This is a genomic window from Synechococcus sp. Cu2B8-bc1011 (assembly GCF_047302735.1).
In the GTDB taxonomy this organism is placed as follows: Bacteria; Cyanobacteriota; Cyanobacteriia; order PCC-6307; family Cyanobiaceae; genus Synechococcus_C.
Map to the genome: position 1 here is coordinate 624,492 of NZ_CP138915.1, position 13,676 is coordinate 638,167.

General features: G+C 57.8%; 12 protein-coding genes. 5 read left to right on the forward strand and 7 right to left on the reverse strand.

Features of this window, described 5'->3' with window-relative positions; translation table 11 throughout:
• Positions 1 to 18: 18 nt before the first annotated feature.
• From SIC18_RS03230 to tig, 5 genes are all read right to left on the reverse strand, one after another.
• The gene (locus tag SIC18_RS03230; RefSeq protein ID WP_413430141.1) at positions 19 to 1,983 is read right to left on the reverse strand and encodes a DNA polymerase III subunit gamma/tau; all 1,965 of its coding nucleotides are present in this window, start codon (positions 1,981 to 1,983) and stop codon (positions 19 to 21) included.
• 23 nt (positions 1,984 to 2,006) lie between these two features.
• Positions 2,007 to 2,702, reverse strand: a complete 696-nt coding sequence (locus SIC18_RS03235; protein WP_413430142.1) for a lecithin retinol acyltransferase family protein — start codon at positions 2,700 to 2,702, stop codon at positions 2,007 to 2,009.
• Between the two features lie 12 nt (positions 2,703 to 2,714).
• Positions 2,715 to 4,070, reverse strand: a complete 1,356-nt coding sequence (gene clpX, locus SIC18_RS03240; protein WP_413430143.1) for an ATP-dependent protease ATP-binding subunit ClpX — start codon at positions 4,068 to 4,070, stop codon at positions 2,715 to 2,717.
• 88 nt (positions 4,071 to 4,158) lie between these two features.
• Positions 4,159 to 4,848 carry an ATP-dependent Clp endopeptidase proteolytic subunit ClpP gene (gene clpP / locus SIC18_RS03245; protein WP_048347650.1) on the reverse strand — a complete coding sequence of 230 codons (690 nt, stop codon included), beginning with the start codon at positions 4,846 to 4,848 and terminating at the stop codon, positions 4,159 to 4,161.
• A 46-nt stretch (positions 4,849 to 4,894) separates the two neighbouring features.
• Positions 4,895 to 6,244: a trigger factor gene (gene tig, locus SIC18_RS03250; protein WP_413430144.1), complete on the reverse strand. Its 1,350-nt coding sequence runs from the start codon at positions 6,242 to 6,244 to the stop codon at positions 4,895 to 4,897.
• Positions 6,245 to 6,417: 173 nt separating this feature from the next.
• Here tig and SIC18_RS03255 point away from each other — a divergent pair, with 173 nt between their 5' ends.
• The 3 genes from SIC18_RS03255 to SIC18_RS03265 are packed head-to-tail and all read left to right on the forward strand — an operon-like array spanning position 6,418 to position 10,451.
• Positions 6,418 to 7,449: an aspartate-semialdehyde dehydrogenase gene (locus tag SIC18_RS03255; protein ID WP_250395910.1), complete on the forward strand. Its 1,032-nt coding sequence runs from the start codon at positions 6,418 to 6,420 to the stop codon at positions 7,447 to 7,449.
• 5 nt (positions 7,450 to 7,454) lie between these two features.
• Positions 7,455 to 8,363 (forward strand): 4-hydroxy-tetrahydrodipicolinate synthase, encoded by a 909-nt coding sequence (dapA, locus tag SIC18_RS03260; RefSeq protein ID WP_413430145.1) that lies wholly within the window; start codon positions 7,455 to 7,457, stop codon positions 8,361 to 8,363.
• Positions 8,364 to 8,420: 57 nt separating this feature from the next.
• A complete protein-coding gene (locus SIC18_RS03265) occupies positions 8,421 to 10,451 on the forward strand; it encodes a ribonuclease J (RefSeq protein WP_048347654.1) in 2,031 nt (676 codons plus the stop codon).
• Here SIC18_RS03265 and SIC18_RS03270 read toward each other — a convergent pair.
• Together SIC18_RS03270 and tilS are read right to left on the reverse strand one after the other, a co-directional pair.
• A complete protein-coding gene (locus SIC18_RS03270) occupies positions 10,437 to 11,234 on the reverse strand; it encodes a hypothetical protein (RefSeq protein ID WP_413430146.1) in 798 nt (265 codons plus the stop codon). The two genes, SIC18_RS03265 and SIC18_RS03270, sit on opposite strands and share 15 nt — an antisense overlap.
• A gap of 9 nt (positions 11,235 to 11,243) precedes the next feature.
• Positions 11,244 to 12,239: a tRNA lysidine(34) synthetase TilS gene (gene tilS, locus SIC18_RS03275; RefSeq protein ID WP_413430147.1), complete on the reverse strand. Its 996-nt coding sequence runs from the start codon at positions 12,237 to 12,239 to the stop codon at positions 11,244 to 11,246.
• 99 nt (positions 12,240 to 12,338) lie between these two features.
• Between tilS and SIC18_RS03280 the strand changes: the two genes are divergently transcribed.
• Both SIC18_RS03280 and SIC18_RS03285 read left to right on the forward strand, forming a co-directional pair.
• Positions 12,339 to 13,112, forward strand: coding sequence for a DUF561 domain-containing protein (locus SIC18_RS03280; protein WP_413430148.1), 774 nt, complete (start codon positions 12,339 to 12,341; stop codon positions 13,110 to 13,112).
• Positions 13,113 to 13,237: 125 nt separating this feature from the next.
• Positions 13,238 to 13,660, forward strand: coding sequence for a phage holin family protein (locus SIC18_RS03285; protein ID WP_048347656.1), 423 nt, complete (start codon positions 13,238 to 13,240; stop codon positions 13,658 to 13,660).
• Positions 13,661 to 13,676 lie beyond the last annotated feature (16 nt).

A 13,676-nucleotide genomic window follows, 5' to 3' on the forward strand; every position in this document is an offset into this window, starting at 1 on the left:
GTTGACGGTTGAAACGGTTTAGTCATTGTCCAGTTCCACATCCAGGATATGACCGTTAAAAAAGTCGGCAAAGCGCTTCACTTTTTCATCCATGATTGAAGGGGGGCTCACGTCCGCTGTTGGAGGGAGAGTTGGCGAGCCCATGGATGGCGAGCCCGGTCCAGAGATCTCTGTTGAGACGACGCTGGGGGGTTTCGAGCTTGCGGGCGGTGAGCTTGTTGCAGGCGCTACCGCCGGAGTGATCGGTGGTGTTTGCACTGCAGGCATCGCGACCGGCGATTGAGATACTGGCTTCGGTTGAGTCGGCGCTGGTTGAGAGAGCGCTGGTTGAGGAGGCTGGGCCTGAGACGCCGTTGGATCGGTGATCGGCGTGGATGGTGATGCTTGCGTTGCGGCGGCGGCTGGTGTTGAGGCCATCGGGGCTGCGCCACCGTGGTTTTCCAAAACCAGTTGTCGGTTCCCGCCAATGGAACGTTTGATGGCTTGCTCCAACAAACTGGCCCGGCTTTGCACCATCCCCATCCAGTTTCCAGCCACCTGCACGACAGCGCGATGGGGATCGAGTCGGACCAGTTGCGCCTGCTGTGACAGCAGCATTCGGGTGGAGGGGAGCTCGAGACTGGCGAGAATCTGTTGCCATAGTTCAGCCAGATTGTGGCTGTCAGGGTCTGGCTCTTGCGCTGATGGCGGCGTTGGAGGAGGCTCTGAGCTCACGACCGCTTGCGGACTCGTGTTGGGAAGGCTGACGGGTGATGGTGCTGGTGTTTCAGGTGTTGGAGCTGTGTTGGTGACCGCCGGTGTGCTGATGGCTGGAGGATTACTTGCTTGAGCGCTGCTTGGTGGCTTGCTGTCCGGTGCTGCAGAACTGGGTTTTGCAACGGGGAGCTCGGCGTCAGCAAGGAGGCCAAGCAGCAACACTTCAAGCCACAACCTTGGTTGCACGCTTTGACGCAGTTGCTGTTCGCTGCCTTTGAGTTGTGCTTGCCAGTACAGAAGTCGCTGACGGCCTAGGCGTTTCGCGAGTGCAGGCAACTGCTCTCGAAATTGTGGTGATACCCCGGTGAGCTCTGGGCGGTCCGGTGCGACAGCCATCAACACCAGGTCGCGCAAAATGCCCGCCAACCCCTGGAGTACAGCACCGGGATCCCGGCCACGATCCAGCAGGCGTCTGCTCGCCTCCAGAAGCGTGAGCGGTTCTCCCTCCGCCAGTGCTTCAGCCAGGTTGAGAAGCTCTTGCTCTGGAACGGCTCCCAAGAGGTCCCAGACCGCATCCGCCTTGATCGGTCCCGGGAGGAGGCTGAGCTGATCAAGCAGGCTTTCTGCGTCGCGCAGGCCTCCTTGGGCGCGTTGGGCCACCACATGCAGGGCCTCTGGTTGGATCGGGATCGCCTCCTGCTCGGCAATCCAGGCGAGGTGCGAGTTCAAAGCCTCGAGGGGAATCCGCCTGAAGTCAAAGCGTTGGCAGCGGCTCAGGATTGTGGGAAGCACCCGTTGGGGATCGGTTGTGGCCAACACGAACACCACCTGCGGCGGTGGCTCTTCCAAGGTTTTCAGCAGCGCATTAAATGCGGCTGTGGAGAGCATGTGGCACTCATCCACCACGTATACCTTCCAGCGCGCTTGCACAGGGGCGAACCGGGAGCGTTCGATGAGATCGCGAATATTGTCCACACCGGTGTTGGACGCGGCATCGATCTCGATCACATCCAGGGCTGTGCCCAGTGCAATCGATCTGCAGAGCTCACAAGTCCCGCAGGGCTGGGGCGTTGGGCCGTCGTGGCTGAGGCAATTGAGGGAGCGCGCCAGGATTCTGGCGCTGGACGTTTTGCCGGTTCCGCGCGGGCCGCTGAACAGATAGGCCGGTGCGATACGTCCGGAGGTGAGGGCATGGCCGAGGGTGGCGGCAATCGCCTCCTGACCCACCAGCTGATCAAACCGTTGAGGACGGTATTTGTGATGCAGCGGCTGATAGGCCTGACTCATGCACTACCCGCAAGACGTTGAGGTTACTCAGCTTGATCGCTGATGGAAGGCCCATGTTGCTCGTTGAGCAAATCGTTGATGCGTTGCTCGAGTTCTTCTAAGGCTGCGAGTTCATCGGCGAGGCTTTGCCCTGCTTTGAGTAGCTTTCTGCCCTGTCCTCCGTAGCGATCGCTGGCGCCATTGTTGGGGCCGCCGCGGATCCATCCCTCAGCCTGCTCAAGCTTGCCTTCCAGCTGGGTGAGCAAGTTTTCACGGAGTTTTTTGAGCTGCGATAGGCCGCGGCGAGCGCGATCTCGGGATTGTTCATTCACCAACCCTTGCTTCAGGAGCAATCGAAGTCCCGTGAGAAGTGCTGCGGGCATCAGCTGGCCGATTGCCAAAGCGCCGAGGCTGGAGGTGTGCAGGAAGTTCTCCACTTGCCCGCTCTGATGTCGGCCGGTTTTGCACCAGCTGGCGAAGTGCTCGCAGTTGTTGAAGAGCAGGTTGTAGCGCTGTTCGCCGATGCGACTCATGGCGCGCCGCAGTGTGACGCCCGCTGGAGATGGATTCTCATGCTCCACAATGCTGGTTTCTAACCCGCGTTTGAACTCCTCCAACGGGCTGCGCAGAATTTCTCGTCCCTCCAGGTAATGGGCGATGGTGCCATCGCCAAGATCGATGCCGTGATGCAGAAATAAACCGTGTTGGCGTGGAACTGAAAGATGGTCAGCGGCAGCCATTCAGGGTGACGTTCAAGCCGACTCTTTGTGCTGCTTGGTGCCGGGGAGAGGAAGCACCTTGCCACCGGTGTGTTCTTCGACCATGGCTTTGGTGATCGTGAAGGCAGTCACGTTTTGATCGGAGGGAAGCTCGTACATCAGATCAAGCATCAACTCCTCCACGATGCCGCGCAGGGCTCGGGCTCCTGTTTTGCGACGGTGAGCTTCTTTTGCAATTGCCTCAACGGCCTGGGCTTCGAAGTCCAGTTGCACGTTGTCCATGCTCAAGAGAGTGCTGAATTGCTTCACCAGAGCGTCGCGTGGCTCGGTGAGAATCGACTCAAGTGCGTGTTCGTCTAAGGGCTCAAGCACTGCGCTCACAGGCATGCGCCCAATGAACTCTGGGATGAGGCCGTATTTGACCAGATCATCGGGTTCGAGATGGCGGAGCACCTGGGCAGCTTGGATATCGCGGGTGGCGCGGTTGCGCCCCCTTCCATCGTTCGGCACAAAGCCGATGGCATTGCGGCCCATGCGTTTCTGCACCACGTCATCGAGGCCGACAAAGGCTCCACCACAAATGAACAGGATTTGGCTCGTATCGATCTGGATGCAGTCCTGGTAGGGATGCTTGCGACCACCCTGAGGAGGCACGTTGGCCACGGTGCCCTCCAGCATTTTCAAAAGGGCCTGTTGAACGCCTTCCCCAGACACGTCGCGTGTGATCGAGGGGTTTTCGCTTTTGCGAGCGATTTTGTCGATTTCATCGATGTAGATGATCCCTCGCTGAGCCTGTTCCACATCCATATCGGCTTTCTGCAGCAGCCGTAGCAGGATGTTTTCAACGTCTTCTCCGACGTAGCCAGCTTCTGTGAGGGTGGTGGCATCGGCAACGGCGAAAGGCACATCGAGCATTTCCGCCAGGGTTTGGGCCAGTAGCGTTTTGCCGCAGCCGGTTGGACCGATCAACAAAATGTTGCTCTTATGCAGTCTGGTGGCCGTTTGGGCGGCTTCCCCCTGGCCGTCGCCTTGCCAGGCCAGGCGTTTGTAGTGGTTGTAGACAGCTACAGACATCACCTTCTTCGCCGCCTCCTGACCAACAACTTGTTCGTCGAGGAAACCCTTGATCTCTTGGGGTTTGGGGATCGTGGCCAGCGTTGGGGCAGGTTTGCTGGTTTTGCGCGTGCCGCCTGCAGCAGTTTTTTTGGAAGGTTCGGCGCCTTGACGGGGATTTCCCTGGGCGTCGATCAGCTCTTCATCAAGAATCTCGTTGCAGAGATCGATGCATTCATCACAGATGTAAACCCCAGGACCTGCGATCAGCTTGCGCACTTGCTCCTGGGACTTTCCGCAGAAAGAGCACTTCAGATGGGCGTCAAATTTGGCCATCGGGCTCTGGACACATCAAACGGAAAGACAGAACCGGTCGGAGTGGGATCGGACTGAGTACGTAGGATCGTTGGGAAAGTGGGCTGTGTCAGCCCCCCGTAATGATTCCTTCGCCTCCGAGATTGTCCACAACACGATCGATCAATCCGTATTCAACCGCTTCTGCTGGAGAAAGGAAGTAGTCCCGTTCGGTGTCCTCTGTGATTTTGGCGAGCGGCTGGCCGGTATGCCCCGCCATCAGACCGTTCAGGGTTTCCTTAAGAAATAAAATTTCCTGCGCCATGATTTCGATGTCCACGGCCTGACCTTGGGCACCACCTAAGGGTTGGTGAATCATGATTCTGGCGTTGGGCAGGGCTAAGCGTTTGCCTTTGCATCCTCCGCTGAGCAGAAATGCTCCCATTGAGGCAGCGAGGCCATAGCAGATGGTGACGACATCTGGAGCCACTTGCTGCATCGTGTCGTAGATCGCCAAACCTGCTGTAATCGAGCCCCCCGGTGAATTGATGTACACCTGGATGTCCTTCTCAGGGTCTTCGGCCTCTAGGAAAAGAAGTTGAGCAACCAGAGCATCTGCAACCTGGTCGTTCACGTCGGTTCCCAGAAAGATGATTCTCTCTCTGAGCAAACGGGAATAAATATCAAAGGAGCGTTCACCACGCCCAGATTGCTCAACCACAGTGGGAACCCCAGGAGAGGCATACGTGGTGTGAGCGGAGACGGGAAGGGTTCCCCGCCAGCGGTTTTCGATCGGGTGGTGGCTGCTTGCGTTGATCACGCGGCGGCGAGCGGGGGGACAGATGAATGCAATCTATGGCCGCCGATCAGGCATCGGCGGCCTTCGGCTTGCCCTTGTCAGGGGCCTTTTCGCTCACGGTGCTGTTTGCTTCAAGCCAGCCGAGAAGTTTTTCTTGGAGTAGATCCTCGATGACGGCTTGACGGAGACGGTTGGGGTCGATGTCACGCTCACCGGAGAGTTCAGCTTTGACCTCCTTTACTTTGGCGTCAATCTCTGGGTCCTCAATCTTGAGGCTTTCTGCTTCCGCCAGGGCTGAGAGGGCAAGACTACGGCGTAAACGCTCCTCTGCTTCTGGGCGTGAGGTCTCCATCAAGTTGCGGACCAGCTCAGGAGTGAAGAGGGATTTCACATCCATTCCCTGTTGAGAGAATTGAGCGGCGGTTTGTTCCACCAGGTTGCGGACTTCCTGTTGAACCAGGGTTTCGGGCAGCTCCACCTCAAGTTGCTCGACGAGAGCTGCGAGCAGGGCATCGCGTCGATTGCTAGTGGTACGGCGCTCAGCGTCATCCTTTAAACGCTTCTCAAGGTCGGTGCGGAGCTCAGCCAAAGTTTCCTGCTCGCTGGCTTGCTTGGCAAAGTCGTCATCCAGGTCGGGAAGTTCTCTGGTCTTGAGATCCTTCAGTTCGATCTCGAAGCTGGCCTTGCGTCCGCGCGCATCTTCTTTGGGGTAGTCCTCAGGAAAATTGCAGGCCACGGTTTTGCTGTCACCAATGGCCATCCCCACAACGCCTTCAATGAAGCCGGGGATCATGCGGCCATGCTCGAGGTCCACATCCATCGATTCGGAGCTGCCGCCTTCGATCTCGCTGCCGTCGTCGCTGTAAGTGCCCTTAAAACCCACCACAGCGATATCGCCTTCTGCAGCCTTGCGACCCTCGACAGGGACCACAGTGGCGAGCTGACGGCGTGACTGCTCGAGCATTTCATCCACTTTTGCAGCATCGAAGCTGACGCTCTCCGCTTCTGCTTTCAGGCCCTTGGTGGCCTTCAGGGTTGGGGTGGGAGCCACATCGGATTCAAAGGTGACGGAAAGGGGTTTCCCAGGTTCAAAAGACTCCAGCAGGGCTTCGTAGCCGCCATCGACTTCGGGTTGGCCTAAGGCTTCAATCGTTTCCTGCTTGATCGTGTCCCGCCAGATGGCGTCCACAAGGTTTTCGAGAGCGGTCGCGCGAATGCGTAGTCCGCCAAGTTGTTGTATGAGAACGGAGCGAGGCACCTTGCCTTTGCGGAATCCAGGCAAATTCACGCTGCGACTGAGCTGTGAGATCGCCGCCTCGTAACTAGCTTGACTGCGTTCGGCTGGAATCGCTACTTCAACGGCCAGACGGCTGCCGGGGCGGGCTGTGGAGGTGACCTTCAGGCTGGCGGCACTCATCGGCGGCGTTTAAGAGCAGACGCATCACCTTAATTAAGTGTGAGTCCTTTGCCATCCGCGTAAGGTGGTTGGAACGCTTTAGCAACTCCCTGCGGCGTCACAACGCCAGGGATCGATGCAGTGAGTGGCTTGTAGCCACGGCTTACACCAGATTTTGTTCCAGTTTCATTCGTTTGATCTCCGCCGCTCCATTCCCTAACCGACCCCTAACCGTTGCTGTCCTGGGTGCCAGTGGTGCCGTGGGTCAAGAGCTTCTCCAGCTCCTTGAGGAGCGGAATTTTCCTGTCGCTGAACTGCGCCTTTTGGCTTCCGCCCGGTCTGCTGGGAGTCGCTGCTCTTGGAAGGGGCAGGAGCTCATCGTTCAAGAGACCACAGCCACAGCCTTCCAAGGAGTTGACTTGGTGCTTGCCTCGGCCGGTGGATCGGTCTCCAAGGCTTGGCGCGAAGCGATCGTGTCGTCGGGAGCTGTGATGGTTGATAACTCCAGCGCGTTTCGCATGGAAGATGGTGTGCCTCTTGTCGTGCCCGAGGTCAATCCAGAGGCAGCGCAGCAGCACCAGGGCGTGATTGCAAATCCCAACTGCACCACAATTTTGCTGAGCTTGGCGTTGGCGCCGCTGGCGTTGCGCCGACCTTTGCGTCGCGTGGTGGTGAGCACCTATCAATCGGCCAGTGGTGCTGGTGCCCGCGCCATGGATGAGCTTCGCGAGCTCTCCCAGGTGGTGCTTGATGGAGGCACCCCCAACAGTGAGGTGTTGCCCCATTCGCTTGCGTTCAATCTTTTTTTGCATAATTCTCCGCTGCAGCCAAATGGCTACTGCGAAGAGGAGCTGAAGATGGTGAATGAAACACGAAAGATCATGGGATTACCTGATTTGCGTTTCACTGCAACATGCGTGCGGGTCCCTGTGTTGCGCGCTCACTCAGAAGCGGTCAATGTGGAATTTCATGAGCCGTTCTCCGTTGAGGAGGCCCGTTCACTTCTGGCTGCTGCTCCCGGTGTTGAGTTACTCGACGATTCCGCCCACAACCGATTCCCAATGCCCACCGATGTAACCGGTCGAGACCCGGTCATGGTGGGGCGGATTCGTCAGGACATCAGTGAGCCGAATGCTCTTGAGTTTTGGCTTTGTGGTGATCAGATTCGCAAAGGTGCTGCTTTGAATGCCATTCAAATTGCCGAACTGCTTCTTCCTTCTGTTTGATTTATATGAGTCCTGCTGCTGAACTTTCTCCGACTCCGTTTGGCCGTTTGTTAACGGCCATGGTGACCCCCTTCGATGCTGAGGGCCGCGTGGATTTGGCTTTGGCAGGTCGTTTGGCCCGTCATCTTGTCGAGGAAGGTTCCGATGGGCTAGTCGTTTGTGGCACCACGGGTGAATCTCCAACCCTGAGCTGGCAGGAGCAAGTCAAGATGCTGGAGGTGGTCCGTCAAGCCGTTGGACCTGGCGTCAAGGTGCTTGCGGGTACGGGCAGCAACAGCACGAGTGAGGCGGTGAATGCCACGCGGGAAGCGGCGGCCTCAGGTGCTGATGGTGCCCTTGTGGTTGTGCCTTACTACAACAAGCCTCCACAAGAGGGTTTGGAAGCGCATTTCCGAGCGATTGCGACGGCGGCTCCAGAGCTACCTCTGATGCTTTACAACGTGCCTGGACGCACTGGCACGAGTTTGGCTCCAGCCACGGCGGCTGAGCTGATGAATTGCGCCAATGTGGTGAGCTTTAAGGCGGCCAGCGGTTCCATTGAAGAAGTCACCGAGCTGCGGTTGGCCTGTGGACCTCGCCTTGCCGTCTACAGCGGTGATGACGGCTTGCTCTTGCCGATGTTGTCCGCTGGTGCTGTTGGTGTGGTGAGTGTGGCCAGCCATGTTGTTGGCAGGCGTTTGCGCCACATGATTGATGCTTACCTCAGCGGTCAGAACGCTGTTGCTCTTGGTCAACACGAGCAGTTAACGCCGCTCTTCCAGGCCCTCTTTGCAACCTCTAACCCCATCCCTGTGAAAGCTGCTCTTGAGCTGAGTGGATGGCCCGTAGGTGCTCCTCGTCTTCCTTTATTGCCCCTTAATTCAGCCATGCGCGATTCCTTAGCCGACCTTCTCATTGCCCTGCGTCAGACCTGACGCTCCGGCTGCCAGTACAGATTTTTTTCTTTTTTAAATCCTTCGCGAACTTTATCGATGACATCCACTCTTTCTAAAACCAAGCAGGCGTGTCTCCGTGTGATTCCACTGGGTGGCTTGCATGAAATCGGCAAGAACACCTGCGTGTTCGAGTACGGCGATGACCTGATGCTGGTGGATGCCGGTTTGGCATTCCCCAGTGATGGCATGCACGGTGTGAATGTGGTGATGCCTGACACGAGCTTCCTGCGTGAAAACCAGAGCCGGATTCGGGGCATGATCGTGACCCATGGTCACGAAGATCACATCGGTGGGATCGCACACCACCTCAAGAATTTCGATATCCCGGTGATTTATGGGCCCCGTTTGGCCCTATCCATGCTCACAGGAAAAATGGATGAGGCCGGTGTGACCGATCGCACCACGCTTCAGACAGTGGGCCCAAGAGATGTGGTGAAGGTGGGTCAGCACTTCTCGGTGGAGTTCATTCGCAACACCCACTCGATGGCCGACAGCTTTTCGCTGGCGATCACCACTCCAGTAGGCACCGTAATTTTCACCGGTGATTTCAAGTTTGACCACACCCCTGTGGATGGTGAGCACTTTGACTTGGCCCGCCTTGCCCATTACGGCGATCAGGGAGTGCTTTGTCTGTTTAGTGACTCCACCAATGCGGAGGTCCCTGGATACTGCCCGCCTGAACGTTCTGTGTTCCCCAACCTCGATCGCCATATCGCGGAAGCGGAAGGGCGGGTGATCATCACCACGTTTGCGAGCTCGATTCATCGGGTGTCGATGATTCTTGAACTGGCGCTTAAAAACGGACGCAAGGTGGGTCTACTTGGGCGCTCCATGCTCAATGTGATCGCCAAAGCCCGTGAACTCGGCTACATGCGTGCACCCGATGAGCTGTTTGTGCCGATCAAGCAGATCAACGATGTACCAGATCGCGAGACGCTGTTGCTGATGACCGGAAGCCAGGGTGAGCCTCTTGCTGCTTTGAGCCGGATTTCACGTGGTGATCATCCGCAAGTGAAGGTGAAAACCTCAGACACGATCATCTTTTCTGCGAGCCCGATCCCTGGCAACACCATTTCAGTGGTGAACACGATCGATAAGTTGATGATCTTGGGAGCCAAGGTGGTGTACGGCAAGGGTGAAGGCATTCACGTGTCAGGCCATGGCTTCCAGGAAGATCAGAAGCTGATGTTGGCTCTCACCCGCCCGAAATATTTCGTGCCTGTGCATGGTGAGCACCGCATGTTGGTGAAGCATGCCCGAACTGGCCATTCCATGGGCGTGCCAGAAGACAACACGCTGATCATCAATAACGGAGATGTCGTTGAGCTCACTCCGGATTCAATGCGCAAAGGCGATCCAGTCAAAGCAGGTATCGAGCTGCTCGATCAGTCGCGCAATGGCATCGTTGATGCACGCGTGCTCAAGGAGCGTCAACAGCTTGCTGTTGACGGGATCGTGACGATCTTGGCCGCGATTAGCACCGATGGGGCGATGGTGGCTCCGCCGCGCGTCAACTTGCGTGGTGTGGTCACCACCGCGGATGCGCGCAAGATGTCGCTGTGGACGGAACGTGAAATTAAGTGGGTGCTGGAAAATCGCTGGAAGCAGCTCTGCCGCCATGTGGATGGGGCCTCTCCCGAAGTGGATTGGATGGGCGTCCAGCGCGAAGTGGAAGTGGGCTTAGGTCGGCGCATGCGCCGCGAAATGCAAGTGGAGCCCTTGATTCTTTGTCTCGTTCAGCCGGCACCTGGTGGCACACCGGTGTACAAAGGCCGGGCCGATGCAGAACCTGATACCCGTCCGGCATCCCGCGGGCGTGGCGGTCGTCATGGTGGTCCTGGCCGCGATAGCGGCAACGGCCATGTCCGGCGTGATCGCAATGCGGCCCCTGCTCGGGTGGTTCCTTCGCGTGTGATTGGAACACCAGCCCCTGCAGCGGCAGCAACGCCAGCGCCGGCCCCTGCTCCGGTTAAAGAGCCTGTTGCGTCGGCAGTGGTTGTGACCAATGCTCCCGAGCCCGAGATGCCAGCTGGACGTACCCGTCGTCGTCGTTCAGCGGCGGCGTAGGGAACGCAAGGCCAATTCCAATCGCTTCTGCAAGGAAAGAGATTTTGCCTGGTCCTCATCAGCTGTCTGAGCTGATGAGGATCCAACTTGGGCAATGTTCTTCAGGTTGACGCGCAGCAGTCCTTCCTCCAAACGTTGGGGGGCTGCATCAAAGGCGCGTGTCAGCGATGGAGTTGAAGCCTGCTGAGGAGCGTCTCCCAAGTTGATTGACTTTTCAGTTCGTTCTTCAGCGCTGTCCAGATCTTTTGGCTGTGGAGATTCCTTTGGCTGTGGCGACTCAGCCTTCAGCCAGGGCATGGCCGTTTCGATCGTTTCAGCGTCGCGGTTGTCTGCCTCTGCGCCCGTTGCGGTGGTGTTTAAAAACGGATCACGGATGAGATCGTTGCCTGCTGACTGGCTTGATGCGTTTGCAAAGGGCACTGATGCCAGCTCTTCTGCCGGAGGTGCAGACACGGCAACATCAATGACAGGTGAGCGCTCCAAAGCTTCGTTGAGGCCTTGTTGAGCCAGTTCCCGCAAAGTGTCCGGCGGCTCGCTGGCAAGGACGAGCCTGTAAAAGTCGGCGCTCTGGCTGACATCATCCTTTCCATAGAGGTGGATGTGACCGAGCAACAGGGCCACAAAGGCTCTCCAGGCCAGGGTCGCGTCCCGTTCCGCTCCTGAGGTAGGAAGTGGGTCCAGTTGCCCCAGCAGTGGTCGCGCCAAATCGTCTGCTTTGTCGAACTCACTGGCGCTGTAGGCCTGCTCAGCGGCGACGTATTGCTCCTGAAAATCAGCGTTCAAGCGAGGTTGTTATGGCTTGCTCACCAGTTGTACCGAGTCGCGGGTCCATTGCAGAGTCTTGTGCTTCGCTAAAGAGCGGCTTCCGGGGGGGCTGCCAGGGCCAATGGCAAAACTCAATGTGTTGAGTTGGCTGGCGGAGAGCGCGCGAACACCTTGTTGTTGCAGCCAATGATGGAGCAAGAGTCGACGGGTTGCTTCTGGAACAGCCTTGAGTGCGTTGCGTTGCAAGCCGCGTTCACTGCGCAGCTGTTCAAGGGCCAGTGTGGCCAGGGTGCGTTGGCTGTCCTCCACTTGGGACATCCGCTCGCTGAGTTGAGCGATGCGTTGGCTGCAGCCGGGATATAACTCCTCCAGCACTGGCAGCACGTCGTTGCGGATGCGGTTGCGGCTCAATGCCTGATTGGCATTCGATGGATCAAGCCAAATGGGTAGTTGCAAGTCCTGGCAGATTTGGGTGGTGTCGTCTCGGCTGAAGGTCAGCAGGGGACGCACCAGCCGAGCGCCGCTGGGGTCATCGTTTTGAAGTGGTCTGATGGGCCGCAAGCTGCCAAGGCCGGCTAGATCAGTGCCTCTGGCCAATTGCAGCAGCAATGTTTCCGCCCGGTCACTCGCCGTGTGAGCGGTGAGAACAGTGCGGCAGCAGAACTGTTGGCTTAATGCGGCAAGCTCCTGGTAGCGCCAGGATCGGGCGTCGGCCTCCGTGCCTGTGTGGTCTCTCGTATTGCGGCTGATCTGAAGAGGCAGCTCCTGGCTTTGGCACCACTCCTTGAGTTCGGAAGCAGTGGCTGCTGATCGATCGTGCCAACCATGGTCTCCGTGCCACAGCTGAAACTGCCAATGATGTAAGTGTTGAAGCCCCAGGAGTAGGCCGAGTAAGGCCATGGAGTCTTGACCGCCGGAGAGAGCGATCAGCAATGTTTCCCCATCGGGCAACAGGTTCGGTTGCCTTAGCAGTTGGCGGTGCAGGGTGTCGTGCCAAGGCAACCAGGTTTTGGATGCAGCCATGGTGTGCCCAGCGAGTGGAACAACAGAAATTTGATCTTGCCTGTTCTTAGGCGCGATCACACGTGCGGTGTGAGAATGATGGAATCTGATTTCGCTGGGATGTCCCGCCTTTCTCTGCTGCCAGCTGAGCTCCGCCGCAGCCTGGAGCAGCGTTCCACACTCAAGGTGATCGCCGGTCTGATGAACTTCGATCAGGTCAACGTGGCGATGGTGGCGGCTGCCGCGGGTCGCGGCGGTGCTGATTTGATTGATGTGGCCTGTGATGCAGCGCTGGTCACGCTGGCGATCGAATCCTCCGCTGGTGTGCCCGTTTGCGTGTCTGCGGTGGATCCTGAACTGTTTCCTGCCGCTGTGGCTGCTGGTGCGGCCATGGTGGAGATTGGAAATTACGACGCTTTCTATCCCCAAGGCCGCATTTTTGATGCGGCTGAAGTGCTGGCCATCACCCGCCGAACCCGTGAGCTGCTTCCCGACGTGGTGATGAGTGTCACGGTGCCCCATGTGCTGCCGCTGGATCAGCAAGAGCAGTTGGCTGTGGATTTGGTGACAGCCGGTGCTGATCTGATCCAAACCGAAGGCGGTACCAGCGCGAAGCCCTTCAGCGCTGGCAGCCTTGGATTGATTGAAAAAGCAGCTCCTACCTTGGCCGCATCCCACAGCATCAGTGCTGCGCTGCATCAGGCCGAGTGTGCGGTGCCGGTACTGTGCGCCTCTGGGTTGTCTGCTGTCACCGTACCGATGGCCATTGCCTCCGGAGCTGCGGGTGTGGGCGTTGGATCGGCAGTGAATCGACTCAATGATGAGCTGGCGATGACTGCTGTGGTGCGTGGGCTTCGCGAAGCTTTGGGTTCCCAAGCCATGAGCCGCGTCTGAATTGCGGTTGCACCGGCACGACGATCTGGTTCTTGGCAGCTTTGCTCCCGCTGCTTTGACCAGTCGCTTGTTTGGGCTGTTTCCCAAAAAATTCCTAGGTTGCGATCAGTGATGGTTGGACTGTGATGGGAACGCTTGGCTGGTTACTGCAATGGCCCATTCGAGCCCTGGTGTTGCTGGTCGTAGCAGCGCTTCCCCTCGGTGTGGAACTGGCCAGCTTTGGTACGGCCCTCTGGGCAGCTGTGTTGATTGGCTTGTTGGGCACGCTGCTGATTCTGCCGCTCAAAGTCGTGATGGGTCCGGTTTGGGCCATCACCTCGCTGGGTGGGTTGATCTCGCCGGTGTCGTTTCTGTTCAACTGGTTGATTACGGTCGTCTTGTTTGGTTTGGCCGCTTGGCTGATTCAGGGCTTTCGCCTTAAGAACGGTCTGATCAGTGCTATCGGTGGCGCGGTTGTCTACAGCGTGATTAGTGCCGTGGTCTTGCGTGCTCTTGGCCTCGCTGATGTGGATTTCACCAGGGCAGCTTTGATCGGATCGTTGGCCTAGAGCGGACACTGTTTGG

Bases quoted from the DNA above. Each gene is read 5' to 3' on its own strand.
- SIC18_RS03265 (WP_048347654.1), top strand. From the start codon at position 8,421: ATGACATCCACTCTTTCTAAAACCAAGCAGGCGTGTCTCCGTGTGATT.
- clpX (WP_413430143.1), bottom strand. From the start codon at position 4,070: ATGGCCAAATTTGACGCCCATCTGAAGTGCTCTTTCTGCGGAAAGTCC.
- SIC18_RS03235 (WP_413430142.1), bottom strand. From the start codon at position 2,702: ATGGCTGCCGCTGACCATCTTTCAGTTCCACGCCAACACGGTTTATTT.
- tig (WP_413430144.1), bottom strand. From the start codon at position 6,244: ATGAGTGCCGCCAGCCTGAAGGTCACCTCCACAGCCCGCCCCGGCAGC.
- tilS (WP_413430147.1), bottom strand. From the start codon at position 12,239: ATGGCTGCATCCAAAACCTGGTTGCCTTGGCACGACACCCTGCACCGC.
- SIC18_RS03280 (WP_413430148.1), top strand. From the start codon at position 12,339: ATGTCCCGCCTTTCTCTGCTGCCAGCTGAGCTCCGCCGCAGCCTGGAG.
- SIC18_RS03230 (WP_413430141.1), bottom strand. From the start codon at position 1,983: ATGAGTCAGGCCTATCAGCCGCTGCATCACAAATACCGTCCTCAACGG.
- SIC18_RS03285 (WP_048347656.1), top strand. From the start codon at position 13,238: ATGGGAACGCTTGGCTGGTTACTGCAATGGCCCATTCGAGCCCTGGTG.
- dapA (WP_413430145.1), top strand. From the start codon at position 7,455: ATGAGTCCTGCTGCTGAACTTTCTCCGACTCCGTTTGGCCGTTTGTTA.